The sequence below is a fragment of the Streptomyces mangrovi genome (assembly GCF_900114215.1).
GTDB classification, from domain to species: Bacteria; Actinomycetota; Actinomycetes; order Streptomycetales; family Streptomycetaceae; genus Streptomyces; species Streptomyces barkulensis.
Window position 1 is genome coordinate 119,211 of record NZ_FOSG01000010.1, and the last position, 26,376, is coordinate 145,586.

24 protein-coding genes and 3 pseudogenes are annotated in these 26,376 nt (G+C 71.8%); 12 read left to right on the forward strand and 15 right to left on the reverse strand.

The window, feature by feature from the left end; translation table 11 throughout:
• The first annotated feature begins 67 nt into the window (after window positions 1-67).
• The 5 genes and pseudogenes from hemG (at window position 68) to BM237_RS29990 (ending at window position 4,755) form a co-directional block, all read left to right on the forward strand.
• Window positions 68-1,480 carry a protoporphyrinogen oxidase gene (hemG, locus tag BM237_RS16015; RefSeq protein WP_093850343.1) on the forward strand — a complete coding sequence of 471 codons (1,413 nt, stop codon included), beginning with the start codon at window positions 68-70 and terminating at the stop codon, window positions 1,478-1,480.
• A 4-nt stretch (window positions 1,481-1,484) separates the two neighbouring features.
• Window positions 1,485-2,201 (forward strand): hydrogen peroxide-dependent heme synthase, encoded by a 717-nt coding sequence (gene hemQ / locus BM237_RS16020; RefSeq protein ID WP_093850344.1) that lies wholly within the window; start codon window positions 1,485-1,487, stop codon window positions 2,199-2,201.
• 91 nt (window positions 2,202-2,292) lie between these two features.
• A pseudogene (locus BM237_RS30540) lies at window positions 2,293-2,751 on the forward strand (UvrD-helicase domain-containing protein); the annotation flags it as partial.
• Between the two features lie 261 nt (window positions 2,752-3,012).
• On the forward strand, window positions 3,013-3,852 hold the full coding sequence (locus BM237_RS16030; protein WP_093850345.1) for a hypothetical protein: 840 nt from the start codon (window positions 3,013-3,015) through the stop codon (window positions 3,850-3,852).
• 486 nt (window positions 3,853-4,338) lie between these two features.
• Window positions 4,339-4,755 carry an MGMT family protein gene (locus BM237_RS29990; RefSeq protein ID WP_245793657.1) on the forward strand — a complete coding sequence of 139 codons (417 nt, stop codon included), beginning with the start codon at window positions 4,339-4,341 and terminating at the stop codon, window positions 4,753-4,755.
• Window positions 4,756-4,885: 130 nt separating this feature from the next.
• Here the strand turns inward: BM237_RS29990 and BM237_RS16040 are convergent, their stop codons facing one another.
• From BM237_RS16040 to BM237_RS16070, 7 genes are all read right to left on the reverse strand, one after another.
• Window positions 4,886-5,578, reverse strand: coding sequence for a glycoside hydrolase family 11 protein (locus BM237_RS16040; RefSeq protein WP_093850346.1), 693 nt, complete (start codon window positions 5,576-5,578; stop codon window positions 4,886-4,888).
• Window positions 5,579-6,099: 521 nt separating this feature from the next.
• Window positions 6,100-6,378, reverse strand: coding sequence for a hypothetical protein (locus BM237_RS29995; RefSeq protein WP_245793658.1), 279 nt, complete (start codon window positions 6,376-6,378; stop codon window positions 6,100-6,102).
• 554 nt (window positions 6,379-6,932) lie between these two features.
• A complete protein-coding gene (locus BM237_RS16050) occupies window positions 6,933-7,349 on the reverse strand; it encodes an Imm50 family immunity protein (protein WP_093850347.1) in 417 nt (138 codons plus the stop codon).
• A complete protein-coding gene (locus tag BM237_RS30605; protein ID WP_093850348.1) occupies window positions 7,342-7,833 on the reverse strand; it encodes an Imm50 family immunity protein in 492 nt (163 codons plus the stop codon). The genes BM237_RS16050 and BM237_RS30605 overlap by 8 nt, the downstream gene beginning before the upstream one ends.
• Window positions 7,814-12,532, reverse strand: a complete 4,719-nt coding sequence (locus BM237_RS16060) for a putative T7SS-secreted protein (protein WP_093850349.1) — start codon at window positions 12,530-12,532, stop codon at window positions 7,814-7,816. The genes BM237_RS30605 and BM237_RS16060 overlap by 20 nt, the downstream gene beginning before the upstream one ends.
• The gene (locus BM237_RS16065) at window positions 12,532-13,176 is read right to left on the reverse strand and encodes a hypothetical protein (RefSeq protein ID WP_093850350.1); all 645 of its coding nucleotides are present in this window, start codon (window positions 13,174-13,176) and stop codon (window positions 12,532-12,534) included. The genes BM237_RS16060 and BM237_RS16065 overlap by 1 nt, the downstream gene beginning before the upstream one ends.
• Window positions 13,173-13,592: a hypothetical protein gene (locus BM237_RS16070; protein ID WP_093850443.1), complete on the reverse strand. Its 420-nt coding sequence runs from the start codon at window positions 13,590-13,592 to the stop codon at window positions 13,173-13,175. Before BM237_RS16070 ends, BM237_RS16065 begins: the two co-directional genes overlap by 4 nt.
• A 223-nt stretch (window positions 13,593-13,815) precedes the next feature.
• Between BM237_RS16070 and BM237_RS16075 the strand changes: the two genes are divergently transcribed.
• Window positions 13,816-14,211: a hypothetical protein gene (locus BM237_RS16075; protein WP_245793671.1), complete on the forward strand. Its 396-nt coding sequence runs from the start codon at window positions 13,816-13,818 to the stop codon at window positions 14,209-14,211.
• A 78-nt stretch (window positions 14,212-14,289) separates the two neighbouring features.
• Here the strand turns inward: BM237_RS16075 and BM237_RS16080 are convergent, their stop codons facing one another.
• From BM237_RS16080 to BM237_RS16095, 4 genes are all read right to left on the reverse strand, one after another.
• The gene (locus tag BM237_RS16080; protein ID WP_093850352.1) at window positions 14,290-15,030 is read right to left on the reverse strand and encodes an ABC transporter ATP-binding protein; all 741 of its coding nucleotides are present in this window, start codon (window positions 15,028-15,030) and stop codon (window positions 14,290-14,292) included.
• Complete coding sequence (locus tag BM237_RS16085) at window positions 15,027-15,614, reverse strand: hypothetical protein (protein ID WP_093850353.1); 588 nt, start codon at window positions 15,612-15,614, stop codon at window positions 15,027-15,029. The genes BM237_RS16080 and BM237_RS16085 overlap by 4 nt, the downstream gene beginning before the upstream one ends.
• Window positions 15,611-16,888, reverse strand: coding sequence for a hypothetical protein (locus BM237_RS16090; protein WP_139238120.1), 1,278 nt, complete (start codon window positions 16,886-16,888; stop codon window positions 15,611-15,613). The genes BM237_RS16085 and BM237_RS16090 overlap by 4 nt, the downstream gene beginning before the upstream one ends.
• 84 nt (window positions 16,889-16,972) lie before the next feature.
• Window positions 16,973-17,422, reverse strand: coding sequence for a hypothetical protein (locus BM237_RS16095; protein ID WP_093850355.1), 450 nt, complete (start codon window positions 17,420-17,422; stop codon window positions 16,973-16,975).
• Window positions 17,423-18,036: 614 nt separating this feature from the next.
• Between BM237_RS16095 and BM237_RS16100 the strand changes: the two are divergent.
• Window positions 18,037-18,183, forward strand: a pseudogene (locus BM237_RS16100) (DUF397 domain-containing protein); the annotation flags it as partial.
• A gap of 66 nt (window positions 18,184-18,249) precedes the next feature.
• Here BM237_RS16100 and BM237_RS30320 read toward each other — a convergent pair.
• Entirely contained in the window at window positions 18,250-19,410 is a 1,161-nt protein-coding gene (locus BM237_RS30320) for a hypothetical protein (protein ID WP_093850357.1), read from the reverse strand.
• Window positions 19,411-19,715: 305 nt separating this feature from the next.
• Between BM237_RS30320 and BM237_RS16110 the strand changes: the two genes are divergently transcribed.
• From BM237_RS16110 to BM237_RS16120, 3 genes are all read left to right on the forward strand, one after another.
• Window positions 19,716-20,015: an NIPSNAP family protein gene (locus BM237_RS16110; RefSeq protein WP_093850358.1), complete on the forward strand. Its 300-nt coding sequence runs from the start codon at window positions 19,716-19,718 to the stop codon at window positions 20,013-20,015.
• A gap of 193 nt (window positions 20,016-20,208) precedes the next feature.
• Complete coding sequence (locus BM237_RS16115; protein ID WP_175541031.1) at window positions 20,209-20,532, forward strand: Scr1 family TA system antitoxin-like transcriptional regulator; 324 nt, start codon at window positions 20,209-20,211, stop codon at window positions 20,530-20,532.
• Window positions 20,529-20,741, forward strand: a complete 213-nt coding sequence (locus tag BM237_RS16120) for a DUF397 domain-containing protein (protein WP_093850359.1) — start codon at window positions 20,529-20,531, stop codon at window positions 20,739-20,741. The genes BM237_RS16115 and BM237_RS16120 overlap by 4 nt, the downstream gene beginning before the upstream one ends.
• Before the next feature lie 47 nt (window positions 20,742-20,788).
• Here the strand turns inward: BM237_RS16120 and BM237_RS16125 are convergent.
• A pseudogene (locus tag BM237_RS16125) lies at window positions 20,789-22,061 on the reverse strand (MbnB/TglH/ChrH family RiPP precursor modification enzyme).
• A 217-nt stretch (window positions 22,062-22,278) separates the two neighbouring features.
• Here BM237_RS16125 and BM237_RS16130 point away from each other — a divergent pair.
• Window positions 22,279-24,009 (forward strand): BCCT family transporter, encoded by a 1,731-nt coding sequence (locus BM237_RS16130; protein ID WP_175541032.1) that lies wholly within the window; start codon window positions 22,279-22,281, stop codon window positions 24,007-24,009.
• A 6-nt stretch (window positions 24,010-24,015) separates the two neighbouring features.
• Here the strand turns inward: BM237_RS16130 and BM237_RS16135 are convergent, their stop codons facing one another.
• Window positions 24,016-24,771 (reverse strand): peptidyl-tRNA hydrolase, encoded by a 756-nt coding sequence (locus BM237_RS16135; protein WP_093850360.1) that lies wholly within the window; start codon window positions 24,769-24,771, stop codon window positions 24,016-24,018.
• 89 nt (window positions 24,772-24,860) lie between these two features.
• Between BM237_RS16135 and BM237_RS16140 the strand changes: the two genes are divergently transcribed.
• On the forward strand, window positions 24,861-25,070 hold the full coding sequence (locus BM237_RS16140) for a hypothetical protein (RefSeq protein WP_093850361.1): 210 nt from the start codon (window positions 24,861-24,863) through the stop codon (window positions 25,068-25,070).
• 52 nt (window positions 25,071-25,122) lie between these two features.
• Here BM237_RS16140 and BM237_RS16145 read toward each other — a convergent pair whose 3' ends face one another.
• The gene (locus BM237_RS16145; protein ID WP_175541033.1) at window positions 25,123-26,202 is read right to left on the reverse strand and encodes a polysaccharide deacetylase family protein; all 1,080 of its coding nucleotides are present in this window, start codon (window positions 26,200-26,202) and stop codon (window positions 25,123-25,125) included.
• Window positions 26,203-26,376: the final 174 nt, after the last annotated feature.

The following is a 26,376-nucleotide window of genomic DNA, read 5'->3' on the forward strand; positions in this document are numbered from 1 at the left end:
CCGTGCCGCGCCCCCTTCCGGCCGGGGCGGCGCACGGGACCCGGCGGCGGTCTGGGAGAGTGGAGCCATGCACGTCATCGTCATCGGCGGCGGCATCTCCGGGCTCGCCGCCGCCCACCGCCTGCTGGAGGGCGGCGCGCGCGTGACCGTCCTGGAGTCCTCCCCCCGCCTCGGCGGCAAGCTGTACGCCGGCCGGATCGCGGACGCCGCCGTCGACCTGGGCGCCGAGTCGATGCTCGCCCGCCGCCCCGAGGGCCTCGACCTCGCCCGCGCCGCCGGCCTCGGCGCCGCCCTCCGGCCGCCCGCCACGGGCACCTCGGCGATCTGGACCCGCGGCGAGGTCCGCCCGATGCCCACCGGCCACGTCATGGGCGTACCCGCCGACCCGGCCGTCCTCGACGGGATCGTCTCGCCCGACGGCCTGGCCCGCGCCGCCGAGGACGCCGAACTGCCGCGCACCGAGGTCGGGGAGGACGTGGCCGTCGGCGAGTTCGTCGCCGCCCGCCTCGGCCGCGAGGTCGTGGACCGGCTCGTGGAGCCGCTGCTGGGCGGGGTGTACGCCGGCGACGCCTACCGGATCTCGATGCGCGCCGCCATGCCCGCCCTGTTCGAGGCCGCCCGCAAGGAGCGCTCGCTGCTGGCCGCCGTACGCGGAATCCAGGAACGAGCCGCCGCGGGCCGGCAGGACGGACCCGTCTTCATGGGCATCGAGGGCGGCATGGGAAGGCTGCCCGACGCCGTCGCCGACACCTGCCGCGCCGCGGGCGCCGACATCCGCACCGACGCCCCCGTGACCGGGCTGCGCCGCACCGGCGACGGCTGGACGGCCATCGCCGCGGGCCGCCCGCTGGAGGCGGACGCGGTGGTCCTGGCCGCCCCCGCGCCCGCCGCCGCACGGCTGCTGGCCGGGCTCTCCCCGGCCGCCGCGGCCGAGCTGGAGCGGATCGAGTACGCCTCCATGGCCCTGGTCACCATGGCCTTCCGCCGCAGCGACCTCGCCCGCGTGCCCGAGGGCCGGGGCTTCCTCGTCCCCGCCACCGACGGGCGGGCGATCAAGGCCTCCACCTTCTCCACCAACAAGTGGCACTGGAACGCCGCCCAGGACCCCGACCTGTTCGTCCTGCGCACCTCCCTGGGCCGCTACGGCGAGGAGGAGGTCCTCGGCCGCGACGACGCCGACCTGGTGGAGCTGTCCCTGCGCGACCTGGAGACCGCGATCGGGCTCACCGCCCGCCCCGCCGCCTCCGCCGTCACCCGCTGGAACGGCGGCCTGCCGCAGTACCCCGTCGGCCACCTCGACCGCGTCGCCCGCGTACGCCGCGACCTCGCCGCCCTGCCCGGCCTGGCCGTCTGCGGCGCGGCGTACGACGGGGTGGGCATCCCGGCGTGCATCGCGAGCGCCCGCACCGCCGCCGAGGCGGTACTCCAGTCGGGATCGAGGGCCCGGCCACCGGCCGGCTCGGAGGCAGGGGGAGAATGAACCCATGACTGCTGAACCCCGCAAGACGCCCAACGCGGGCAAGAAGGCCAAGGACCTCAACGAGGTCATCCGCTACACCCTGTGGTCCGTCTTCCGTCTGCGCGAGGCGCTGCCGGAGGACCGCGCCGGCCACGCCGACGAGGTCCGCGAGCTGTTCGACCAGCTCGCCGCCAAGGACGTCACCGTACGCGGCACCTACGACGTCTCCGGGCTGCGCGCCGACGCCGACGTGATGATCTGGTGGCACGCGGAGACCGCCGACGCGCTCCAGGAGGCGTACAACCTCTTCCGGCGCACCAGGCTGGGCCGCGCGATGGAGCCGGTGTGGTCCAACATGGCGCTGCACCGCCCCGCCGAGTTCAACCGCTCGCACGTCCCGGCCTTCCTCGCCGACGAGGAGCCGCGCGCGTACGTGTGCGTCTACCCGTTCGTGCGCTCCTACGACTGGTACGTCCTCCCCGACGAGGAGCGCCGCGAGATGCTGGCCGAGCACGGGAAGATGGCGCGCGGCTACCCGGACGTGCGCGCCAACACCGTCGCCTCCTTCGCGCTGGGCGACTACGAGTGGCTGCTGGCCTTCGAGGCCGACGAGCTGCACCGCATCGTCGACCTGATGCGCCACCTGCGCGCCTCCCGCGCCCGCCTCCACGTCCGCGAGGAGATCCCCTTCTACACCGGCCGCCGCAAGGACCTGGCCGAGCTGGTGGCGGGGCTGGCGTAGCGCCCCGGCGCACGTCCCGCCTCACGCCCGCCTCTTCGCCGGGCGGGACGCGAGGCGGGACGGTCAGGATCGGAGGGGCCTGAGCACGCCCATGCGCCGACTCGCCCTCTCCGACGACTTCGTCGCGGACCTCGTCTCGCCGCCGAGGCCACGCCAGCAAGGGCGTGCGCCTGGAGAAGCTGGAGCGGGCGCACGCCCCCCGGATCCGCACGATACGCGTCACCAGGGCCTACCAGGGCGTCCTCCTGGCACCCGACGACGGAAGCGAACTGTTCACCCTCCTGCGGGTCGCCCACCACGGCGAGGCGATCGACTGGGTCCGCAAGCGCGTCTACTCGGTCGAGGCCCAGGACATCCAACCCGGCCCAGTGGCGGATGCTGCGCGCCTGCGCGGCCCCGGCGCCGCCGACATGTTCCTCGTTGGCGACCCCTACCAGCGCATCTACGACTCCCGCGTCTCGCTGTGCTCGCTGGCCTCGACGTGCGGGGGCGCGCGTCGAGGCTGCGCGTCAACTACCGCAGCACGGAGGAGATCCCGTGCTGGTCCGCATCCCGACGGGCCCGGGGCGCGCCGGCGATCTCCTGGAGCGGCGAGCGCAGCCGCCTGCTGGACCCGGTCGCCGGGTGAGAGCCGGGTGAGACACGGCGGGGCCGGTCCGGTGTTCTGCGGTGTCCTCCGATGTCTCGCGAGGGCACCGGGGCGCCCCGATAGCCATGCATGACATTTGACAGAGTTCACAGCAATGCCGCAAGCTGGGTCAGGACCCGCCCTTACGGGCTCCAACCGTTCCCGGAGAAAGGCGCCCGCGCCATGCACATGGAAGTGCTCGACGTCTCGCCCCAGTTGGCGACGGAATGGCTCACGCGCAACACCAACAACCGGCCTCTCAGCAAGAGCACGGTGCAGCAACTGGCCGGTCGGATCCAGCGTGGGGAGTGGCAGCTGACACACCAGGGCATCGCCTTCGACGAGGACGGCACACTCATCGACGGCCAGCACCGGCTCGCGGCGATCGTCAAGGCCGGAATCACCGTACCCATGACCGTCGCACGCGGCGTGCCCCGCACCGCGTTCACCGTGATGGACACAGGGCGCAAGCGCACCGGCCGGGACGCCCTCGCACTCGCCGGCGAGGCCAACGCGACGCACCTGGCCGCGGCCCTGCGCGGCCTCCACCTCTACCTGCACGCCCCTAACTCCGCGTGGAGCGGCGGGGCCTCCGTCACCAGCAACGACCAGCTCCTGGAGATGCTCGGCAAGCACCCCGGCATCCGTGACGCGCTCCACCACGGCATCGCCCTCAACCGTGCGTGCCGTATAACCGTCACGGCGGCGACGATCGGCTGGTACGTCACCGCCGACGCGCGGCCCGACATCGACCAGTCGCCCTGGGAGGACGGAGTCGTCACCGGCGCGCGACTGGAACCGGGAGACCCTCGTCTGACCCTGCGCAACACCATGCTGAGCCTGGCCGCGGGCAGGACGCACCGCCGCCGTGACGACTCACGCGAGCACCTGCTCTACTACCTCAAGGCCTGGAACGCCTGGGTGGAAGGCCGGAGCATCAAGCTCCTGCGCAGGTCCCCGAACGAGACGATGCCCAGGATCACCGCGCACACGGGTCCCGTGCCGACGGACGGACAGGGCTGACGCCCGAGGACGACCGAAGCAGCCGAAGCCCGCCGCTCCCGGCCGAGCCCGCGTTGGATTCCGACGACCTTCGGCCCGTTCCGAACCGCCGGTGGCCGGCAAAGACCTGCGCAGGCAGGGAAAGGAAGCGCATGCGCGCCCAGGAGATCACCTTCCTCAGGCTCGTCCAGGGTGACGAACAGTTCCAGGTACCGCTCCATCGGCGCACGTACAGCTGGGGCGGGGAACAGCTGAAGCGCCTGTGGGAGGACGTCTGTGAACTCGCCGACCAGCACCGGTCCGGCGAACCCACCGCGCCGCACTTCCTCGGCTCGGTGGTGCCGGCCCCCGGACAGACCCAGGCCGGTGACGCACGCGGCGTGGACAGAGTGCACCGCCAGATACCCGTCAACGAGTTCCACGAGGGCCTCGACCACTATCGCCTGCCGCCCACACAGGCGGAACCGGAACGCGTACACGGCCTGCGTCCAGTCCAGCGCCCTGCGCATGAACCTGGAGATCGCCTTGGCGCAGCGCTGGGGCAGGACGGAGAGCCTGGCACGCGCCGACCGCCTCACCGAGCGGGCGGTCCAGCTGTGGCCCGGACCGATCGGCGGGGTCAAGCCGGCCGGTGAGGAGTGGCCCGGCTGGTCCCGACTGCGGGCGGCCCTGGTGGCGATACCGAGCGGCACATGGACGACCTACGGCGATGTCGCCGAGCTGATCGGATTCGACGACACCGAGCAGCGCCGCGAACTCCTGCGCCGTCTCAACAAGATCGACGGCATCGAACTGCCCGAGGGGAAACCGGAGCCGCGTCCGTCCTTCCCGCTGCGGGTCCTCGCGGAGCACAACGGGGAGATCTGCGAGGTGCTGGACCGGTTCGTCCACACGGCGGCACTGGACCTGGCTCGGAGGGACTGAACTCGACTGTGACGCTGGCTTCGGCCCTCCCAGGCCAGGCCCCGCCGGCAACGGCACGGCGCGGCGGCTCTCCCGGCCGCCGCGCCAGGGGTAGTGCCTGATGCGTCCCGGCCGGACCGGGGTACCGCCGTCAGCTCACGTAGATGTTGGAGCTGCCGCTGCTCTGGTAGCCCTCGGTCGCCATGATCATGTAGTAGTTGAAGCTGCCCATCCGCATCCCGGCCCGGGACCAGGCGTCGAAGTGGTTGCCGGTGGTGATGGTGCCGCCGGTCTTCTTCTGCTGCCGGACGCTCCAGTACTGGTCGAAGGTCCTGGTGCCCTCGACGGAGGGGGCGTTGTACCGGGTCGTCTTGTAGATGTCGTACGTGCCGCCGTCGGTGCTGACCGTGCCCCGGTACTCCCCCGTGGGCCGGTAGGTGCCCCAGTTGTCGACGATGTAGTACTCCACCAGCGGGTTCGACGTCCAGCCGTACAGACACAGGTATCCGTTGCCCGACGGGTGGAAGCTGCCCGAGTAGCGCACGGTCCGGCGGCTGCCGTTGCCCCAGCCCTTGCCGCAGACGAAGTTGCCGGTGTTGCGCCACGAGGTGCTGTAGTTGCCGCCGGAGCCCATGGTCATGGAGACCGTTCCCGGGGCGTCGGTCCAGAACGAGTAGTAGTAGCCGTTGTGGTAGCCCGTCTGGTTCGAGGTGACGGTCTGGGCGTGGGCGGTGCCGGTGCCCGGCAGCATCAGCCCGGAGGTGGCGACCGCCAGGGCGCCGGCGCGGCCGACGAAGCCGCGGCGGCTCATCGACTTGGGGGTGGGGGCGTCGTTCCTGTCCATGCTTCGCTTCCTCCTCGCGAAGGCCGGCCCTGAGGCCGGGCAGCGCGACACGACACGGCGTACCGTCGGCGGCCGTGGGGGGCCACCGCGCGCCGGCGTCGTATCGACGACGGTGGGGGGACGGTCGGCCGCCGTGGGGGCGGACAACCGGAAGGCCCGGGCCACGGCGGGCGGCCCGGCTCGACAGCGATGGGGCCTGTCGATGCCGATAGGTTGGTCCGACACCCCTGGGTTGTCAACAGTTCCCGGAAGTTTTACGGGAGTTGAAGACCCGTCGAGGATCTGCCAGGAGAGGATCATGGCTGGTCAAGTGGCCGTGATGGCGTCCTTCCTTCAAGTGAGATCGACAGAACCCTGGATCTGAAGGAAACGAGCTGGCTACTGATCGCAAAACTTCCGGAAACCTTCCGGGGGGGCGAGTGCGGTGAGAGAACGCCCCCGCGTCCGGCCTGCGCCGAGGGGCCGTGTGCGCTCCCGCGCGGACCCGCCTGCCCCGTCCACTCCAGCGACAGCGGCGTCCGTCACCAGTTCTCGTAGTCCCCGATCACGCGGGTCACGAGCCGGTGCAGGATCCCGGCCCGGCGCCGGTCCTCCCGCTGGTTGCGCAGGGTCTGCTCGGTCGTATGCAGCCGGTGCCAGGCGCCCGGCTCCTTGTCCATCACCTCGTCGACCAGGGGCCGGGTGAACAGGGCCAGGCACTCGGCCAACCGCCGCCGGGTGTCCGGGGAGGGCGGGGACTGGTCAGGGGCCGTGTACCCGCTGGTGAGGTAGCACGCCGGGTCGGCCGGACTCCACCCCACGACGGCGCCGTCCTGAACGGGCAGCGCCAGTCCGGGGGCGATGCCGATGCGCGCCTCCAGGGGTGCGTCCGGGACGGCAGGGTCCCGCAGTCAGATCAGCTCGGCCGCTTGGGTGCCGCACGGTCGTCTGTGGCATGCCGAAATCGCGTACCTCTTTCGCACGGAGTCCGCCCCGGAGGGTCGGAAGCCCGTCGGGGATGTGGATGCCGGCTTCCGCGGGAGGGGCCTCGTTCGGCATGGAGCCCGACGCCCACCAGCTCATGACTCCCCTTGTCGAACCGGAGGTCGTCCTCCTCCGACCACAACCACCGCAAGCTGCCGAAGGTGGTCCGTACCTGCTGCTCGAACTCCGCCCTGCTCACGAACCCACCGACGATCACCTGAGGTATGTCCAGGGCCAGACGCGGAGCAAAAGACAACGGGGGCGCCCGTCACCACGGTGCCGATCTTGTTCAAAGTGATGTCCAGAACTCCACATCACCGAATCTGGTCGGTAGGTCGCAGCCGCATGCATGGGGAGTGACGGTGTTCCGACCGACCGGGTACCACGCGGTTCACGGCGAGGGCGCTGACGCCCGGTATGCCCGAAGGCGGGAGACTCGGACTCGCTCAGCGGTGAACGAGATTTTTTCCTCGTCTCCGATGGCCTTCACGTCGAAATCCCCTTCCGGACTGCGTGACAACGTGATGAGGCAGTCCAGGCTCCTCGCCCACCCGTCGATCTTAATGTCCCGCACGCGGATGAATTCGAGTGAGACTTCGAATGCGTTGAAATGCTTCTCTCTCCATTCTCTTGGAGTCGTTTCAGTTGGCACTCTGAAGTCGAATCCCATTGCCACGGCAGCCCCCTCGCCGCGGTCATCTACATGAACGTAAGACAGGGCTTTTCCGTTCAGCCCAGGAGGGTTTTCAAGAATCTCTTCGGGTGCACCTGAATTCCTGAAGATTCTTCGCCATTCCGTGTCATCCATAGAAGGTCCTCTCGTCGATCCACGGTAGTTTGTCGGTGAACCTTCTGCGATCCAGTGGGCTGGCAAAGAATTGCCTGTCCTGCCCCTCGGATGAACGGTAGGCGCTCACGTGTCTTACCGTAACGGAGTCGCTAGCCGTGAAGCTGCATCGCATCGTCGGCCCTTCCAGGTGAATTTCCAGTCGCCGCGGCTCCATGGGGGCCACCGCAGCCTCTGCCTCCCCTGATCCGAGCCAGTGCCCCAAGCGGAATTCTCTTACATCCAGGAAAGCGACATGACACTGAACTCGATCACATTCGACCTTGACCCAATCCGGATTCGGAGAAGTGGGCAGCTTCGCCATGTCCAGGCGGATTACGGCTGTAGGGCCTCGCCGGTTGAGGTTGATCGAACGGACGATCACGGGATCCGGGGGGAAGCCTCCGGGGTGGACGTCAGTCAGTGCATTCGAATTCCTGATGAACTCACTCAGTTTTCGGATCATAGTAGTAATGTTCCTCGCAGCCGGGGAGTTGGCCGTTTCGCGGGTCGTCGAACGGCCTTACATGCACGTGGGGCGGCTGATAGCCGGGCTCACCCGGCCTCTGGTGACCGAACCAGTGGTCCTGGTACACGATCAGGTCACCGGAAGGCGTCTCGTAGTACTCCTCACGGTAGAAGATCGGTTGGTGGTTGTCGTCCAGTAGCTGCTTCCCTCCTTGCCAGTCAGGACCGGTAGCCGGCACCCAGTCATTCACTTCGATCGGCTCTGCCCCCTCCGGAATGCCGGCGTCCCGTAGCGCCTGAGCTTTGGCTCCCTCCAGTGACCGCCGAGGGTAGTCCGGCGCGAGGCCGAGGGGGTCACACCAGGTGTGGGGGTTGTGGACGTAGGTGGCGGGGTTGGGGGCGGGGGCCAGGCCGAGGGGGTCGGGGGTGGTGTAGCGGCCGGTGGCCGGGTCGTAGTAGCGGAAGTAGTTGTAGTGCAGGCCGGTCTCGGGGTCGTGGTACTGGCCGGGGAACCGCAGCGGCGTGTAGGTGGTGGCGTCGCGGTTCCAGGTGGTGGTGCCCCACAGGGTGGTGCGGGTGTGCCAGGCGATGGTGCCGGTCTCGTCGACGAGTTCGGTGGGGGTGCCGACCAGGTCGGTGACGATGGCGAAGAACCGGCGGTCGATCTCGTTCTGGTCGGCGGGGTCGAGGAGGCGCTCGGTCTGGGCCAGGGGAGTGAGGCCGTCGTGGTCCCAGGTGAGGGCGACCGGGTGGGGCAGATCGGGCGAGGTGGTGGTCTGCTCGACGAGGACCGGGCCGTCCCAGGTGAAGTCCACCCGCTCGGTGACGGTCGAGCCGTCCGCCGCCAGGCGCTGCTTGGCGATGCGGCGGCCCAGCGGGTCGTACAGGTAGCGCCAGACGGTGCCGTCCGGGGTGGTGACGGCGGTGAGGCGGTCCTCGGCGTCCCACTCGTAGCGCCAGGTGTCGGGCTTCTTCGACAGCCGGACGCGCTGCCGCAGGACGGTGCGGCCGGCTGCGTCGTACTCGTAGCGGAAGCGCCCGGCGCGGGTGATGCGGGTGCCGGTGTAGGCGCGCTCGCCGGTGGCGTCGGCGGCGGCGTGCCCGGCGGGCCAGGAGGCGGAGGTCTGGTTGCCGGCCGCGTCGTAGGCGTAGGTCTCGCTCCAGTCGGCCGCGGTGACGGCGGTGACGCGTCCGGCCGGGTCGAGGTCGAAGGCGCGGTGGCCGGACAGGAGGTCGTCGACGGCGGTGAGGTGGCCGTCCGGCCGGTAGTGGTACGTGCGCTGCTGGACGGTGGCCGCGTTCTCCGGGCCGGCGGTGAGGGCCTGGCCGGTCAGGCGTCCGGCCGGGTCCCACCACTGGGCCAGGGTGAGGTGCTCGCCGATGCGGCGGGCGGTCTCGCGCCCGGCGGCGTCGTGGGTGAAGTCCAGCGTGCGACCGGAGGTGGTCAGGGCGGTGCGGTTGCCGGCCGCGTCGTAGGCCAGGGAGGACACCGCCCCGGTGGGGGTGGTGCGGCGGGTGCGGCGGCCCAGCGCGTCGTAGGAGAAGGACAGGGCCCGGCCGTTCACCAGCTCGGTCTTCACCCGCCCCAGCCGGTCGCGGTGCCAGCGCACCTCCGCGTCGGGCCCGACGGCCTCCACCGGTCGTCCGGCCGCGTCGTAGGCGAAGGTGGTGACCCTGCCCCCGGCCTCCTTGCGGACCAGGCGGCCCAGCTCGTCGTGGGCGAAGGAGATGGTCTCGCCCAGCGGGGTGGTGCGGGCGGCCAGTTGGCCGGCCGCGTCGTAGGAGTAGGACAGGGTGCGGTCGTCGAAGTCGGTCTCGGACATCAGGCGCCCGGCCGGGTCGTACTCGTACGACCAGCTCAGCCCCTGGGGGTTGGTGACGCGGGTCAGCCGCAGCTCGGTGTCGTGCTCGAAGGTGTGGCGCACCCCGTCCGGGCCGGTGCGGGCGGCCAGCAGGTCGAAGTGGGTGTACTCGTAGGTGGTCACCCCGCCGGCGGCGTCGGTGTGGCGGACGCAGTTGCCCTCACCGTCGTACTCCCACCGCTCCTCGGCCCCGTCCGGGCCGGTGCGGCGGGCGAGTCTGCCCTCGACCGTCCACTCCAGGCGGGTGACGGCTCCCAGGGGATCGGTGATGGCGGTGGGACGGCCGAAGGCGTCGCGGGTGTAGCGGGTGACGGCGCCCATGGGGGTCCCCCCGCCGGAGGCAGGGGGAGGATCGGTGATCTCGACCGGCAGCCCGGCCGCGTCGCAGCGCACGGACGTGACCTGGCCCAGGGCGTCGGTGACCGAGGCCAGATGGCCGCGCCCGTCGTAGGCGTAGCGGGTGGTGTGACCGGCCGGGTCGGTGGTGGCGGTGCGCAGGCCGCGCTCGTCGTAGGCGTGCCGCCACACCGCCCCGTCCGCCTCGCGGACCTCGACCGGCAGGCCGAGCCCGTCGCGGGTGACGGCGACCTGCCGCCCGTCCGGGCGGGTCAGACCGGTGAGGCGGCCCAGCTCGTCGTAGGCGAAGGCGGTGGTGCGACCCAGGGGGTCGGTGACGGTCAGCGGCTGCCGGTGGTCGCCGTAGGTGTAGCGGGTGGTGTGGCCGTTCGGGTCGGTGGTGGCGACCGTGCGGCAGCGGTCGTCGATCACATGGCGGGTGGCGTGCCCGGCGGCGGTGGTCAGGGTGGTGACCTTGTGGCCGGTGTCCGGGTCGGTCCCGTCGTAGGCGATGCGGACCTGCATGTGGCCCTCGGTGCCGCCCTCGGCGACGCACCGGTGCAGGTTGTCGTAGACGTAGTCGTAGCGCCGGTCGTTGGAGTCGACCCAGGCGATCACCCGGGCCTCGTCGTCGTACTCGAAGCGCAGCGGCCGCCCCGAGGAGTCGGCCACCTCGGTGAGGTGGCCGTCGGTGTAGCCGTAGCGCCTGACCGCCTGGTCGCCCAGTGACAGGGCGGTGACGCGGCCGTCCTCGACGGTCAGGTGCAGGGTGTGGCCGCCGCTGTGCTCGATCCGCAGCGGTGCGCCGGTGGCCTCGTCGTAGGCGAAGAGGATCCGGTGCCCGGCCCGGTCGGTGATCTGCTCCAGCCGTCCCACACCGTTCGCCCCGCCGCCTTCGCCCTCGCTCCCGGCAGGCGGGGCGAAGTGCCGCACCCGTCCGGTGTCCGGCTCGGTCAGGGTGTAGCCGCCGTCCGGGGCGCGCTCCAGCGGCATCCGCGCCGAACCGGCCGACGGCAGCGTGGGCACGCCGGGGGCCGGATGCGGGTACGCCAGCAGCCGCCCGTCCTCGGCGACGAACACCACGCCCTCGGCGTCCACCTCCAGCCGCTGGTCGACGGTGGAGGCCCACGACGGCCCGAACCACCGCCCGGCGGTGTACCCGGACTCCACGTACCGCCGGAAGACCAGCGGCATCGCACCGGGCAGGGAGACGTCCGTCTGCGGCAGGAACATCTTCCCGGTGGCCAGGTCCACCGGGTCCGTGCCGCCGGAGTCGCGCTCCTCCGGCCTGCTGCCGTGCTGCTCCGGGCCGTCCCTGTCCAGGGCGCGGCGGGCCTTGCCCGCGTCGGCGGCCGTGTCCGCGGCCTCCGCCGCGATCCGCACGCCCTTGACGCCCGCCCCGGCGCCGCCGGTCGCGATGGTCAGCGCCGCGTCGGGCGCCAGCCGCCCCAGCCCCTCGGCCGGGTCCTTCATGAAGTCGGTGACCATCTGCCGGCCGACGCCCCACGGGTCGTTGGCGGCCAGGACCAGCCCGGAGAGGGTGCTGTTGAGGTTGGTGGCGTACTCGGCCGGGTTGGCCATGTTGTACGGGTCGGTGGGGTTGATACTGCGGACGAAGGAGACCAGGCCGGTGGTGCCCTTGATGACCCCGCCGTAGAAGTGGGAGGCGTCCATCCCGACCCCGACCACGCCGAGCTTGACCTGATCGCCGTAGGACGGTTCGGCCGGCGCCTTCTCCCGGGCGGCCCGCACAGCCGAGCGGGCCTTCTCCGCGGCGGTGTCGCGCTGCTTGCGGGCCTCGGACAGTATCTCCTCGGCCGCCTCGGCCCTGGCCGGGCCCGGGTCCTTGAAGGCGGCCGGGCACACCGGCGGCGTGCCGGGGTCGTCGCCCGCCTCCACCTTGGCGTTGTACGCCTTGACGTCCTTGTTGTAGGCGTCGACCTTGGCGTTGTGGGCCTCCCGCGCGTCCTCGGAGGCCTTGACGGCCGCCTTGTACTTGGAGATCGCCTCCTTCGCCCGGCCCTGGGCCCACTCCACCGTGCCCGCGAAGTCCTCCAGCGCGCCGGCGGCCTTCTCGCAGGCCTCCGCCGCCTTGAACCACTTCGGGGGTTCCTGGGCCGCCTTGGTGCGGAAGGCGTCGGCCGCCTCGCCCCGGAGGTCGCCGGAGTCCAGGCCCTTGATGCCGCGGCCGACGCGGTCGAAGGCCTTGGCGAAGTCCTTCAGATGACCCGCGGTCGAGCGCAGCTTCGAGGCGCTGCCGTAGATCAGCTTCTTGGGATCCTCCGTCTGTCCGAGCTGGAGTTCGTCGACGTCGGCACCCATTGCGTTGGCCGCGGAGCGGGACTTGTCCCGCACCCAGTCCGCGCCGGACTCCCAGCCGGCTTCCTCCAGCAGGTCGGCACCGACGTCCCCCAGCTTCTCGACACCCTCGCCGATCAGCTCGACACCCTGCTCGGCCTTGTCCTCGATGACGTCGGGAACGAAGTCACGCCAGCCCATCAGCCCTCGCCCCCGCCGCCCTGCCGCTGTGCCCGCTCCTGCGGCGAGGGACCGAAGGCGTCGTCCACCGCCCGGTCGAAAGCCTGGTCGTCGATGCCCAGGGCGTCGTTGAGGAACTCCGTCCGCTCCCCGCCCTGGCCTTCGGTCAGCACGGTGCGGCCGGTGTCCTTCCAGGTCTGCGCCATCTCATGGCCGGCCTGCTGGAACGACTCGATGCTGTAGTCGGGCTTGTAGTTGTCCAGGGAGACCAGCTCGCCCCACTCCCGCCGGGTGACCTCGTCCTCGGACAGGTGGGGGTTGCCGGCGAGGGAGTTGGCCGCGACCTTGAAGGTGCCCTGCCAGTACTGGTCCTCCTCGTGGACCAGCCCCGCTGCCAGCCCCAGCCGGGCCGCCAGCCCGTTGGCGTCCATGATCAGGGTGCGCACGCCCCAGGCCCAGTCCTCGCAGAAGCCCTCGAAGTCCTTGGCCAGGCCCGAGTGACCGGCCTCCATCGCGGTCATCGCCATCCCGTCGAAGCCCGCGCCCTGCAGGGAGCCGGTGGCCGAACTCCCCACTTCCTTCAGCTCGTCGATCGCCCCGTTGAGGCCCTTGGTGATGAGGTCCAGAGCCTCCTTGGAGAACTTCAGGTCCCCGTCGCCGCTCACCGCGCGCCCCCGTCCCGCTCCGTGCCGCCGATCTCCATATCCGCGTCCACCGCCGCCGCGTCCGGCACGATGCCCCGCACCGGCGGGAACAGCATCGAGCCGTCCTCGTCGGCGGCGTTCACCGCCACCCCGGCCGGGCCGTCCATGGAGGGGACGACCACATCCAGCAGCCGGGCCCCCAGCAGCGCCGCGTACTCCCACTCCTCACCGGGCGCGGCGCCCTTGAGCCGTGCGAAGCGGGCCAGCGCCGCCTCGTCGGTGAACGCGTGGATCCAGCGGATCCCGCCGTGCACGGCCGTCAGCAGCAGGCCGTCCATCAGCGGCACCAGAACGGCGGTACGGCGGAACTCGCCCACCATCGCGCGGGGATTCCCCCGCCCCGCGCGCACCGCGGCTATCTCCCCGACGAGCTCCACCCCGTACCCCCGTTCGACGCCCACCCCGGCCGGTCGGCCAATACTGTACTTACGCAAAGCAGTTGATCGACCGGAATACGACAGCGCCGGTGCGCCCGGCACTGAAGCGGCCCCCGTGCCGGAGATCCAGGGCCGCCCCCCTCCCCCTGGGGACCGTCCGCGGCTCCCGGGCCGACGCACCTGAGATTCAGGCCGTCGAACCCGGCGCTACGCTGAGCCCGTGATGAGGGAAAGAGCGGGTGGGCGGTGGCTCGCCGCCGCCTTGGCGGTCTCCGCGGTACTCGCCTCGGGGTGCACGGCCTCGGTCGACGCCGACGAACTGCCCGGCGTGTACCGCGACGAGGCGACCGGCGCCGAGATCGTGCTCGGTTCCGACGGGACGTTCTCCGCCACCGATGTGTCGATGGACGGGGTCTCTGACCCCGTCGACTTCAGCGGCGAGTGGGACTTCCTCGACGACCAGGCCTCCAACGACTTCGTCTACCTGTCGGTCGAGGACGGCGGACTCGGCAGGACCGGCGGCGTCCAGCTCTACACGAGCGGCCCGGAGAAGGTGTACTTCAACACCGATCCGGACGGGCCGCCGACCCTGGAACTCACCAAGACGGCCGCGCGGTAGGCCCTGCGCGCCGAGTCCGGCACGTGGCGGCACCGCACCCCGGCCGCGCCGCCGAGCCCTCCCGGCGGGCGGCGGGCGTCAACCCGCCTCGTACTCCGTGAGCAGCGCCGTGTACGCCGCCTCGGCGGCGCGCCCCTGGGCCGTTCCGCCGGGAGCGTGGGCGAGGAACGCCTCGGTCGAACCGGTCTGGAGGACCTTGCCGCCGTACAGCACGGTCACGTGGTCGGCCTCCTCGGCGAGGTCGGCGACGTCGTGCGTGGACATCAGGATGCCGACGTCCCCCGAAAGGCTGCGCAGGAGGTCGCGGAACACGCGCCGCTGGCGGGGGTCCATGCCCGCGGTCGGCTCGTCCAGCAGCAGGACGCGGCATTCGTGAACCAGCGCCGACGCCACCCCCATGCGCCGCAGCTGGCCGCCCGAGAGGGTGGACGCCTTGTCGTCGGCGTGCTCGCGCAGATCGACCAGGGCGAGGGAATCCAGCGCGCGCTGCCAGGCGTCGGCGCGGTTCATGCCCTTCAGCCAGCCGCTGTAGGCGACCTGCTCCCGGGCGGTCAGACCGGCCATGGCGGCCACGTTCTGGGGCATCCAGGAGACGTGCCGGCGGTATGCGCGCGAGCGCGAGCCGATCCCGTCGAAATCGATCCGGCCCGCCTGGGGCCGGCTGACCGAGGCCGCCAGTTTCAGGAGGGTTGACTTTCCCGCTCCGTTGGGGCCGAGGAGGATCGTCAGCCCTCCGGGCACCCGGTAGGAGAAGTCGTCCAGTACGGGGCGCAGCTTGCGGCCGTAACGGTACGTGCAGTCCTGGAAGGTGATACTCACAGCGCTGTCCTTGAGGTGTATTGGTTCACGGAGACCCCGACGACGAGGGTCGCGGCGGCCAGGGTCGCGGCGTACCGGTGGGACGCCTCCAGCCCGGTGACGGCCCAGGCGTGGTAGGCGGCACCGGTCTTACGGCCGAAGAACACCACGGCGAACACCCACACCAGCGGCAGCACGATCGCCGCGCGGCCGACGAAGCCCCGGCCGAGCAGCATCAGCCCCGTGAGGAAGAGCGTGTTGCGGCCGGCCTGCAACGCCGCTCCCGAATCCAGCGACAACCACGCCGCCCCCGAGCCCACCAGGACGGCGCTCACGGCGGCCAGGGTCAGACCGGTGTCCATCCACCCGACGGGGCGCAGGCCGGTCAGCTCGGCCGAGGGCAGCCGCGCGTCCAGGCACTGGCCGATCGCACCGACGACGATCAGGGGGGTGAAGAAGGACAGCACGACGTTGTTGCCCGCGCTGACGGAGAACGACGGCAGAACGACGGCGTTGTCCCGGAAGACGAACGTCAGCAGGACGAACGCGCCGATGGCCAGGGTGAGCACGGGATGCACGCGGCGGGCCTTCAGCCACCAGATCACGGAGCCTCCTCGCAGCCGTCCTCGAGCATCTGCCCGTACCAGGCCCTCTGCTGCGCGACCGGCTTGCGCGAGACCTCGTCCACGGTCCGAGTGATCTCGTCGTGCTGGGCGCGGGTGTAGAAGGGGTTGCCGCGTGCGACGCTCTCGAAGCCGATGGTGTGCCCCAGCTTCCTCCCCAGCCACATGTTCACGGCGATGGACGCCTCCGGCTTCGCGTCACACCCGAACTTGGGCGTCCCGTCGACGATGGTCGCCGCCACGGCGTGGCTCTTCCACGCGAGTGACAGCGGGATGTAGGCGGTCGTGGGCGAGGGATCCGGTTCGAACCGGCCGTAGACGATGGAGTCCCGCACCGTCCGCGGAACGTCCTCCACCACGCCGTAGGCCTTCAGCTTCGTGTAGGTGTCCCTCACCTCGGCGGACACGGCCGCGATGTCGCCGCGGGCCTGTTCGGGCATGCAGACTTCCGGAGCCCTGCCGGAGCACACCACCGCGACCCGGCCCGCGTTGAGGGACGGATTGAAGTTCCAGTCCTCGACGATGTTGTAGGCCCCGGCCGTGGAGGCCACCACCAGCGCCGCGCCGATCCCGGCGCGCACCGCCAGGTGCCCGCGGCGGATCCAGACCAGTCCCACCGCCGCCGCCACGCCCGCCGTGGGCAGGAACTGGGCGGCCATGGACGCGAAGGTCGCGGTCTCGCCGAAGCCGAGCTGGGCGGAGTACTCGCCCATCATGTGCCGCAGCCACGGGGGATTCATCGAGTGGGGGAACGCCACGACGACGAACACCAGGCACATCAGCGCCGGCGCGGCGATGAGGGGCTTGACCCAGCGGCCGATGCTGAACCCGATCAGGGCGTGCGCGCAGCACAGCGCCATGCCCAGCAGCAGCGGGGGAAGACTGTCCCAGGTGGGCCAGGTGGGGGTCTGGACGAACGCCATCACCACAGGGGTGATGAGCATCAGCCAGCCCAGGGCGACTATGGGGGCCAGCGCGAGTGTGATGATCTGCCATGTGGGCCGGGAGGCGGCCATCTGCCACACACCGGCCTCCTTCAGCCGGGCGCCCTGCCACGCGGCGGCGGCCGAGACCACCGCGTAGCTGACCGCGTACATCAACTCGATCGGCTGCTGCACCAGCGTCGGCGCGTACGGGTAGGGCCAGAAGGCGATCTGCTCACTGGTCCCGGAGGTGTAGTACAGGACCACGAGAGCGAGGGCCAGCGGCAGGGCCGGCAACGCGCTCGACGTCCTGACAAGGGTGCGCAGTCGCACTCGTTCTCCAGAGAGTGGGGAGTGAAGGAGCCGGCGCGTGAGCACCACCCACGCGCCTACTCCGCCGAGGTGTCCGGCCTTCGGTCAGTCGGCCTTCGAGGTGTCCACGTACACCTCGGAGACGAACAGCAGGCAGCACGAGCCGCCCTGACCGATCTTGTCGGCCCTGAAGTACAGCGTGTTCGTGCCGGACGGGACGTCCGTCCACTCGCCGTTGCTCCAGTAGCTGCTGCCCTTGAAGCAGTTGGAGAACGTCTTGGAGTCCAGGACCTTGTCCGGGGAGAAGCTGATGTCCACCCGCTCCGTCAGGGTGACCTTCTGGTTGGAGCTGCCCGCGTTCTGGGCGAAGCAGTCCCGGAACTGTACCTGCGAGTAGGTGCCCTGGTCCTCCCAGCGCCGGGACTCCTCGCCGTCGGTCCAGCTGCTGATGTAGCTGGACCAGTTCGCGGAGGCCGAGGGTGCGTTGATCAGGCCTATGGACGCCATGGCCGCGGCGACCAGTGCGGCACGGCGTATGGTGGTAGCGGAACGCATATCTGTTGCTCCTAGCCAGGTTACGGATGATGCGGTCTGGAGGCGGGCACGCCTCCCTGCCCCTCCGGGCCTTGCCGGGCTTGGAGTGGCTCTAAAGATCACTTACGTTCATCACGCTGTCAACTCGTTTACTTTTTAAGGCAGTTGACAAAGCGGCCACTGCTCACTTCCTTCGAATGGGCGCCCCGATGAGTGCCGCGCGTCGTGAAGTCGCAGGTCACAGGCCTGAAGTCGATGTCCGAGATGTTCGTACCGGCCGCGACCGGATGAATTCGGCAGGGGTTTCCGACTTCGGGGGAATTCACGTTCCGATGCCGGAAACCTATGGCTCGCGTCGGCTTTGTCAAGCGGTTCTGCCGGTCGGCGTGTTCGTGGCGGTCGGCGGCTTTGCGGGGTGTTCTGTTCGACGGTACTCAGTGTGACGGTTGTCTCACAGGACCGTCAGGGGCGGGGCGGCCGGCGCCCTGCCGCGCCTCGCGTGCCCGGCCGGGCCTCCGTCGGGCGGGTGGCGCCCGGCGCCCGCAGCGGCACCTCCGCCCAGACGGTCTTGGTGAACGCGTCCCGCAACCTCGCACCCCCAGCGCCGGGCGTACACCGCGACCAGGAGCAGCCACAGCGGAACGAGCGGCGGGGACTGCGTGGAGGTGGCCGCCGGGCCGGAGGCCGTGTACGTGCGGGACTCCAAGACGGCCGGCGGGCCCGTGCTGCGGGTCGGCCGCGACGGGTGGGCCGCGTTCGTCGCGCTCGCGGCCGGGCGCTGAGCCCGGTCCCGCACCGCTGCTGCGGCCCGGACGCCGTCCGGGCCGCAGCGGTACGAGCGGGCGGGGTCAGGCGGCCTCCGCCTCCTCCACGGAGGGCTCGGCGGCCGCCGCCGTCCCCTCCGGCCCGTCCCCGTCGTCCAGGACGATGCGGACGGTACGGCGGCCGTCGCCGGGCCCGGCCTCGGTCAGCCGGTCGCGGATGCGGTCGTAGAGTACGGCGGCCATCGCCCAGTCCGCGTCCACCTCCTCGCTCGCCTTCTCGCGGGTCTTCCAGAGGCTGATCAGGGCGGCGATGAGGGACGGCCCGGACAGGTGCGTCCACACCAGGCCGTGTTCGGCGTCCTCCTCGACCGTTCCGGGGACGCGGAAGCGCGGGTGCCGCGCGGCCTGTACGAGCAGGAACTCCCAGGTGTCGCGGTGGCAGACCAGTTCGGCGCGCGACACCCCGGCGGCGTTCAGCAGCAGTTCCGCGTGCTCGGCCAGCGGGTCGGGCGGCGTCCCCCGGTCGTCGTCCCGCCGCCCCGGCCGCTGTCCGTCTTCGCCGTCCGCGTGGACGCCGTGGAGCCGCCGGCCGTCCGCCGCCGGGGGCGCGGCTGTGCGATCAGTACGGCCGCGGGAGTCCTCGGAGCGGTTCCGGAGGGTCTGCTCGGCGGCCTTCTTCACCGTCCTCACGCGCTCTCCCGGCGTCTCCCCGGCCTCCCCGGAGGGAGCCGCCCCGTCCGGGGGCTCCGGTACGCCGTCCCGCTCCCGCTCCATGCGCTCCTCCTGCCGTCGGCTGTCCTGTGTCCCGGGGGCTTCGTCCGATGGGGCCAACAGCCCCGCCGGCGGCTGGGCCCCGGCCGTCTCCGCCGTTCCGTCCCCCGCCTCGCCGGGCTCATCGGCGCCGGGGGAGCCCAGCACGGGCGGCGGATGTGCCCCGGTACGGCCGCCGGTGATCTCCAGGCGCAGTTCGCCCAGACGGCCGAGGATCTCCTCCTGCCGCCGTAGCTGCGTCTGGTTCTCCTCCTGGAGGATCCGGGTTCCGTCGGAGACGGCCCTCCGGAGTCTGTGGAACTCTCCGCTCATCGCCTGCGACGGCGGCTTTTCCGCCGCCTCGGCGAGCGTGGTGCGGATCTCCGCGATCTCGCGACTGATCCGGCCGATCCCCTCGTCGAGATCGCCGAACCCCCTGTCGCAGGCGCCGGACTCCTCTTCGAGCGGCTGTTTCCGCCTCAGCGTGAACCGCACGCAACCCCCTTGTCGCTTTGAGTGACGAGCCGATCCTTTCCCCGGGCCCGATCGGGCGACGCAGGCGTTTTCCGGCCAAGACGGGTCCGTGCCACCGGTGTCGGCGGAACGGACGGCCCCACGCTGTGCGGTTACTTCCCAGCACCCCCGAAGGGGTGATGGCCTGGACGTATGTGCCCCGCCCCCTTCCTCCCGGTCCCGCGAAGCGGAAGGCGGCGGGCGGCGGACGATGACGCGAGTCCGCGAAACCGGGCCGCCCCTGACCATGCGCGGGCCGCGGCCCTCGACCGGAGGAGGCGCCCGCCTTGGCGAAGACCACACAACTGCGTACGTACACCGTCCGGGACGGAATGCTGGACGAGTGGGTGGAACGGTGGCGCGAGGAGATCGTCCCGCTGCGCCTGGCACTGGGCTTCACGATCGACGGGGCCTGGGTGGACCGGGAACGCAACCGGTTCGTCTGGCTGATCTCCTACGACGGTCCCGAGACGTTCGAGGAACGCAACGCCGTGTACTGGGCCTCGCCCCGGCGTAAGGCCATGGGCCTCGACCCGGACGACTACCTCGCCCACACCGACGACCGGACGGTCGAGCGGGTCCGCTGACCGCACGGGCCGCCGGTGGCCGGGCCTGCGCCGACCCGTACAACCGGACCTTGTACGGGCGTTGTACGGGTCCCGGGCCGTGCCCCGGCCCGCGCGGGCCGCGTTGGACATGGCCCCGGCGGTGACGGACGGCGGAAGCCGCCGGGGGCTCGGACCAGCGGGACGGACTCGGGGACGAAGGGGCGTGAGGGCGGTGCGGGACACGCGGAACGGTCACGCGGTACGGGTGAAGGAGGACAGCGGCGACCCGCCGGGGGTGTGGTCGGCGTATGGCAGGCTGCTCCAGCTCATGCCTGCCGGGCCGGGGTTCCACACCGGGCTGAACGGTCCGTTCGTGGTTCTGGAGACGAAGGAGCACCGGCACATCGGCTACGTCGAATCCCAGGAAGTCGGGTGCGTCGTACGTGATCCCGCAGAGGTCAGCGCCTTCGGACCGCGGTATGGCAAGCTGCGATCGCAGGCCCTGAACGTCATGGAGTCTGCGCGGCTCATCGGACGGCTGCTGGGAGAGACATGAGCATGGAGCAGGTGACCAGGAACGTGGGCGAGCCGCACTGGTTCAAGAGCAGCTACAGCGGATCGGGCGGCGGGGACTGCGTGGAGGTGGCCGCCGGGCCGGAGGCCGTGTACGTGCGGGACTCCAAGGCCGTGGGCGACGGGCCCATACTCCGGGTCGGCCGAGACGAGTGGGCCGTGTTCCTGATGCTCGCGGCGGAGCGGGGCTGAGCAAAGCCGCCGCTCCGGCCGCGTGCGCGCGGGGCCCGGTACGGCCGCTACGCTCCCGGCCGCGTGCGGCGCAGGAGGCGGGAGAGGAGACCGGCCGGGCCCCACCCCCGGGGGGCCCGGCCGGAGCGTTCGCGGTACCAGCGGCGCAGACGGCGCCGCTGCTGCCGGGTCAGGGCGGAGTCGGACTCCAGGAGGTGCGTGACGAAGCGCATGGCGTCCGGGCGGTATCCGCCGGTCATGGGGCGGCCGCGGGCGTAGGCGGCGAACGCCGGGCGGTAGCGCTCGCCCAGGATGCGCGGCAGCTCGGGCGCGATCCCGGCGATGACCGCGGCCCGCTTGGCGACCAGCGCCCGGCGCTGGACCTCCAGTCGCGCGGGGTCGAAGCCGGCGGGTGCGGGGCCGCCGGCGACCAGGGCGCCCAGCAGGGCGGCCTGGGCGGCGGCCAGCCGGCGGCGGGCCGCGTCGGTGTCAGGCACGGGGACCTCCCGCGTTCCGCGCCGCGCCCTCGAACACGCCCCGTACGGCCGCCAGTTCGGCGGCCAGCTCCTCGTCCGGGGGGAAGTCGTCGTCGCGTTCCAGCAGCACGCCCGGCGGATCGGTGCGCGCGCACAGCTCGGCCAGCAGCTCCAGCACCGGCTCCGGCACCGGGTGGGCGTGGCTGTCGTGCCACACCCCGTCGCGCTCCACGCCGCCCGCCACGTGCACGTACGCCAGCGCGTCCAGCGGCAGGCCGTCCAGGACGGCCGGCGGGTCCTCGCCGCGGTTGACGCGGTTGGTGTGGAGGTTGGCGACGTCGATCAGCAGGCCGACGCCGGTGCGGTCCACCAGCTCGGTCAGGAACTCCGCCTCGCCCAGCTCCTCGCCGGGCCAGGGGAGCAGGGCCGCGATGTTCTCCAGCGCCAGCGGCACGGGCAGCGCGTCCTGGGCGATCATGACGTTCTCGCAGAGCACCTCCAGCGCGTCGCGGGTGCGCGGCACCGGCAGCAGGTGCCCGGCCTCCATCACCGGCCCCTCGGTCCCCGGCCCCCCGGCCCGGACGAACGCGATGTGCTCGGTGACCAGCGGCGCCTCCAGCGCCTCGGCCCGGTGCGCCAGCGCCGCCAGCCGGGCGGGGTCGGGCCGCTGCGCGCCCCCGAGCCCGAGCCCCACCCCGTGCGGCACCACGGTGGTGCCGCGCTCGCGCAGCCGTACCAGCGCCGGCGGAAGGTGGTCGGGGCAGACGTTCTCCGCGACCACCTCCACCCAGCCGACGTCCGGCAGCGCCTCGATCGCCTCCGCGATTCCCGGCCGCCAGCCGATCCCCGTACCCAGTCGTGCCACGCCCGCCCCCCTCCCCGGTCCCTCCCCGGTTCCTCCCCGTGTGGGGTTGTCATCTCCGGGCAGAGGGATCACCAATCCCGCGCGGCGGAGTTCAGAGCTTCACCTGAGCTTTCGCCGGGGCCCCACCCCGGTCCGTTCGCGGCCGCCGCCCGTGTGTCGCGCCCGCATCGGACCGCAAAAACGACGAAAATCGGACCAGTCCTCCAGGGAGAGGTACATGCTGGAAAAGCTGCAGCGCCTACTGGGGCTCCGTACCGATCCGGTCATCTTCTTCACCTCGGCCGGGCTCACCGTGCTGTTCGTGGTCGCGGCGGTCTCGCTGACGGAGCAGGTGGACCGGATCTTCGCCACGGCCTCGGACTGGCTGCTCACCCAACTGGGCTGGTTCTACATCCTGGGTGTGACGACCTTCCTGGTCTATCTGCTCTGGATCGCCGTCAGCCGCTACGGACACATCCGCCTGGGCGCCCAGGACGACCGCCCGGAGTACAGCACGCGGACCTGGTTCGCGATGCTGTTCGCCGCCGGGATCGGCACGATCCTGATGTTCTGGGGCGTGGCCGAGCCGATCAGCCACTTCGCCGAGCCGCCCCAGCAGGGCGTCGAGCCGGAGAGCACCGAGGCCGCCCGGATGGCGATGGCCTACTCGCTGTACCACTTCGGCCTGCACACCTGGTCGATCTTCTGCCTGCCGTCGCTGACGTTCGCCTACTTCGTCTACGTGCGCGGGATGCCGTTCCGGGTCAGCTCCGTGTTGTACCCCCTCCTGGGCGACCGGGTGTACGGCACGGCGGGCCGGATCGTGGACATCGCGGCGGTGATGGGCACGCTCTTCGGCGTCGCGGTCTCCATCGGCCTGGGGACGATGCAGATCAACAGCGGGCTGGCGCGGCTGTTCGGTCTGCCGGAGAGCTCGCTGGTGCAGGTGCTGCTGATCACCGTGATCACCGCGATCGCCACCACCTCGGTGGTCTACGGCCTGGACAAGGGCATCAGGCGGTTGTCGAACATCAACATCGTCATGGCCGTCGGGCTGATGCTCTTCGTGCTCGCCACCGGGGCGACGCTGTTCCTGGCCAAGGGGATCATCGAGAACGTCGGCGTCTATCTGTCCTCGCTGGTGTCGCTGGCCTTCTGGAACGACACCTTCGCCGACACCGGCTGGCAGGGCACCTGGACGGTGTTCTACTGGGCGTGGACGATCACCTGGTCGCCGTTCGTGGGCATCTTCATCGCCCGCATCTCCAGGGGCCGCACGATCCGCGAGTTCGTCCTCGGCGTCCTCGCGCTGCCCACGGCCTTCACCATCGTGTGGTTCAGCGTCTTCGGGCTGTCCGCCATCGACATCGAGATGAACGGTGCGGGCGGGCTGGTGCGGAACGTGGTGGAGGAGGGCGACATCCCCGGCGCGCTCTTCACCTTCCTGGAGAACTACCCGCTCACCACCTTCGTCTCGGCGCTGTCGGTACTGATCGTGGTCATCTTCTTCACCACCTCCTCGGACTCGGCCTCCCTGGTGGTGGACATGCTCAGCGCCGGGCAGCGGGAGGAGGGCGGGCCGACGCGGCAGCGGGTGTTCTGGGCGATCACCGAGGGCGTGGTCGCGGGGACGCTGATCGCGGCCACCGGCAAGAGCGGCCTGGACGCGCTCGCCGAGGTGATCACGGTGCTCGGTCTGCCGTTCTTCGTCCTGGCGTTTTTGATGATGTACTCGCTGGTCCGCGCGCTGCGGACGGATTTCCCCGAACTCACCGGCCCGCCCGCCGCGCTGCGGCGGCGGATGGAGCGGGAGCGCAGGACGCGGGAGTGGGGCGCGGGCAAGCGGGATGGCGAGGACGGCAAGGGCGGCGAGGGGGAGACATCCGAGGGCGCTGGGGGAGCCGAGGGTGCCGAGGGTGCCGAGGGCGCCGAGGGAACCGGGGGAGAGGCCTCCGAGAGCGGGCGGTAGGCCCTCTCAGTCGCCGCCGCCCTGCCGGACCGGGAGCGCCGGGTGTTCGGCCACGACCGTGGCCGAGCCCGGGGCGATCTCGGTGAAACCGGCATCGCGCACCACTGGCAGGCCCGACTCCGTCAGCCGCTCCCACCGCTCGCGCGGGGCGGTGCGGACCGCGAGCGGGAATCCGGCCGCGCGCCAGGCGGCCCGCGCCGCGCCGTCCAGCGCCAGCCAGGCGAGCTGGGCGCCGTGCCCGGCCTGGGCCATCGCCTTGCCGGCGGACATCTCCAGTTCCGGGTTGAGCCACAGCACGGGCGTGCCCGGCTCCGGCGCGGCGGGCGGCATGGGGTCCTCCAGTTCGGTGCCGGAGACCTGGAGGCGGGCCAGGTCCCTGGGCCAGCCGTCCAGCGGTACGGGCGGGAACACCCGTACCTCGGCCGGGTGCTCGCCGCCGCCGGTCACCGTGGCGCCCGGCAGGGCGCCCGCCCGCCGCCACTCCGCGCCGCGCGCCCGGCGCACCACCTTGCGGATGCGCCCGTCCTGCCAGTCGCGCACCGCCCGGTGCCAGTCGCCGCCGGGGTCCGTCGCGCGTTCGTCCGACAGCATCACCAGCACCGCGCGCGCCGCCGTCTGAAGCGCGTCGGTGCGCGCGGGCGGGCCGGGGGGAGCGGACCGCTCGATCCGGACGACGAGCGGCAGCACGTACTGCGGGGCCGCGTCCCGGTCGGCGGCCTCGCGGGCGGCGGGGGCGGTGGAGGGGGCGTCGGAGGTGCTCACGGGGCCAGTGTGCCAGCCGCCGCCGGGGCGTCCGCACCCGTTTACGTGCGAGGTCCCGGGCGGGCGGGGCCGGGAGTACCCTCGGCCCCATGGAGTTCGTATCCGGCTGGACCGCACCCGAGACGACGGCCGTCCGGGACGCCGGTGCCGTCCCCGCCCCCGACGGCACCGGGCGCGAGGAGCGGGCCGTGTGCGTGCAGTGCGGCGAGCCGACCGACTACCCGGCGAGCACGCGCGGCGCGACGCTGTGCCCGGTGTGCGAGTGGCACGAGGCCGAACGCGTCGCCTGCTCCTGCTGAACGGGGCCGGAGGAAGCCGGACGGAGCCGGACGGACCCTCCGGGGACGGGGCTCAGTCCCGGCCCATGGCCGAGGCGATCATCTCCGAGACGTGCACGACGCGGTATCCGCGCTCCTTCAGCTCCGGGACGATCCGGCGGACGGCCTTCTCGGTGGCCGGCGCCTTCTCGCGGTCGCACCGCAGCACCACCACCGAGCCCGGCCTGATGTCCTTCAGCACCCGCTCGGCCACCTTCTCCGGGTCCTTCTCCCCGGCGTCCGGCGCCACCACGTCACCGGCCACCGCCGTCACCTTCGCCGGGGCGATCGTCCGCCGGGAGCGGTCGTCGAAGCAGCCCCCGGGGAAGCGGAAGTAGGGCGTCAGGTTCTTCACCCCCGCCGCGCGGATCGCCTTCCGCCCCTTGCGCACGTCCGCGAGCTGTTCGCCGGGCGCGAGCGCGGGGAGGTCGCGGCAGTCGTCGGTGAAGGCGCGGTGGGAGTGGGAGAGGTTGCCGACCTCGAACAGGTCGTCGCGGCCGATGGAGCGCGCCTGGTGCTTGTAGGTCTGCGCCCACAGGCCCGACATGAAGACGGTCGCGGGGACCTTCTCGCGGCGCAGCGCGGCGATCAGTCCGGGGTTGTCGTGGCGCTCGCCCTCCTCCTCGGCGCGCTCGCGGTCCTCGGCGGGCAGGGCGGCGTCGAAGGTCAGCGCCACCACCTTGTCGCCCCGGTCACCGCTCTTCTCGGCCTTCTTCCGCTTCTCCCGGTTCTCGTCGTCCTCCGCCGGCTTCTCCTCCGCCGGCTTCTCCTCCGGCTTCCCGCTCTCGTCGTCGGTGGCCTGCGGGGCCCCGGCGCGCGGGCCGTGCCGGAAGACAGGCACCCGGCCGCTGATGGAGGCGGGCAGGGTGGCGTACCGGTCGGACGGCGACACGTCCTGGTCGTCGCCGTCCGGGCGGGAGACCGAGGAGCGCGGGGAGGCGGAGAAGCCGTCCTTCTCGGAGCCTTCCTCCGAGGCCGCCGGTGAGGAGGGCGCGGCCGGGGAGGCGCCGGCCCGGGTGGTATCGCCACCCGGGCCCGCGCAGCCCGCCGCCGCGGCGGCGACCAGGGCGAGAGCGGTCAGGGGACGGGCGGTGCGGCGCACGGAGACGGTCATGATCGGAACGTAACGACGATCCGGGACGGTCGCGCGGGCTGCTGCTCTTGTCGGACTACCGCCACCCCCGGCCCGGGTGACGCCCGGCCGGGTGGCGGCGCGCCGGCTTCGCCCCCGCCCCGCGCACCGGCCCATGCACCGGCCCGCGCACCGCCCCGTACGCCGGACCGTGGG

Coding starts and splice junctions, on each gene's coding strand:
- hemG (WP_093850343.1), top strand. CDS start 68: ATGCACGTCATCGTCATCGGCGGCGGCATCTCCGGGCTCGCCGCCGCC.
- hemQ (WP_093850344.1), top strand. CDS start 1,485: ATGACTGCTGAACCCCGCAAGACGCCCAACGCGGGCAAGAAGGCCAAG.
- BM237_RS16030 (WP_093850345.1), top strand. CDS start 3,013: ATGCACATGGAAGTGCTCGACGTCTCGCCCCAGTTGGCGACGGAATGG.
- BM237_RS29990 (WP_245793657.1), top strand. CDS start 4,339: ATGAACCTGGAGATCGCCTTGGCGCAGCGCTGGGGCAGGACGGAGAGC.
- BM237_RS16040 (WP_093850346.1), bottom strand. CDS start 5,578: ATGGACAGGAACGACGCCCCCACCCCCAAGTCGATGAGCCGCCGCGGC.
- BM237_RS16050 (WP_093850347.1), bottom strand. CDS start 7,349: ATGGATGACACGGAATGGCGAAGAATCTTCAGGAATTCAGGTGCACCC.
- BM237_RS30605 (WP_093850348.1), bottom strand. CDS start 7,833: ATGATCCGAAAACTGAGTGAGTTCATCAGGAATTCGAATGCACTGACT.
- BM237_RS16060 (WP_093850349.1), bottom strand. CDS start 12,532: ATGGGCTGGCGTGACTTCGTTCCCGACGTCATCGAGGACAAGGCCGAG.
- BM237_RS16075 (WP_245793671.1), top strand. CDS start 13,816: ATGAGGGAAAGAGCGGGTGGGCGGTGGCTCGCCGCCGCCTTGGCGGTC.
- BM237_RS16095 (WP_093850355.1), bottom strand. CDS start 17,422: ATGCGTTCCGCTACCACCATACGCCGTGCCGCACTGGTCGCCGCGGCC.
- BM237_RS16120 (WP_093850359.1), top strand. CDS start 20,529: ATGAGCATGGAGCAGGTGACCAGGAACGTGGGCGAGCCGCACTGGTTC.
- BM237_RS16130 (WP_175541032.1), top strand. CDS start 22,279: ATGCTGGAAAAGCTGCAGCGCCTACTGGGGCTCCGTACCGATCCGGTC.
- BM237_RS16140 (WP_093850361.1), top strand. CDS start 24,861: ATGGAGTTCGTATCCGGCTGGACCGCACCCGAGACGACGGCCGTCCGG.
- BM237_RS16145 (WP_175541033.1), bottom strand. CDS start 26,202: ATGACCGTCTCCGTGCGCCGCACCGCCCGTCCCCTGACCGCTCTCGCC.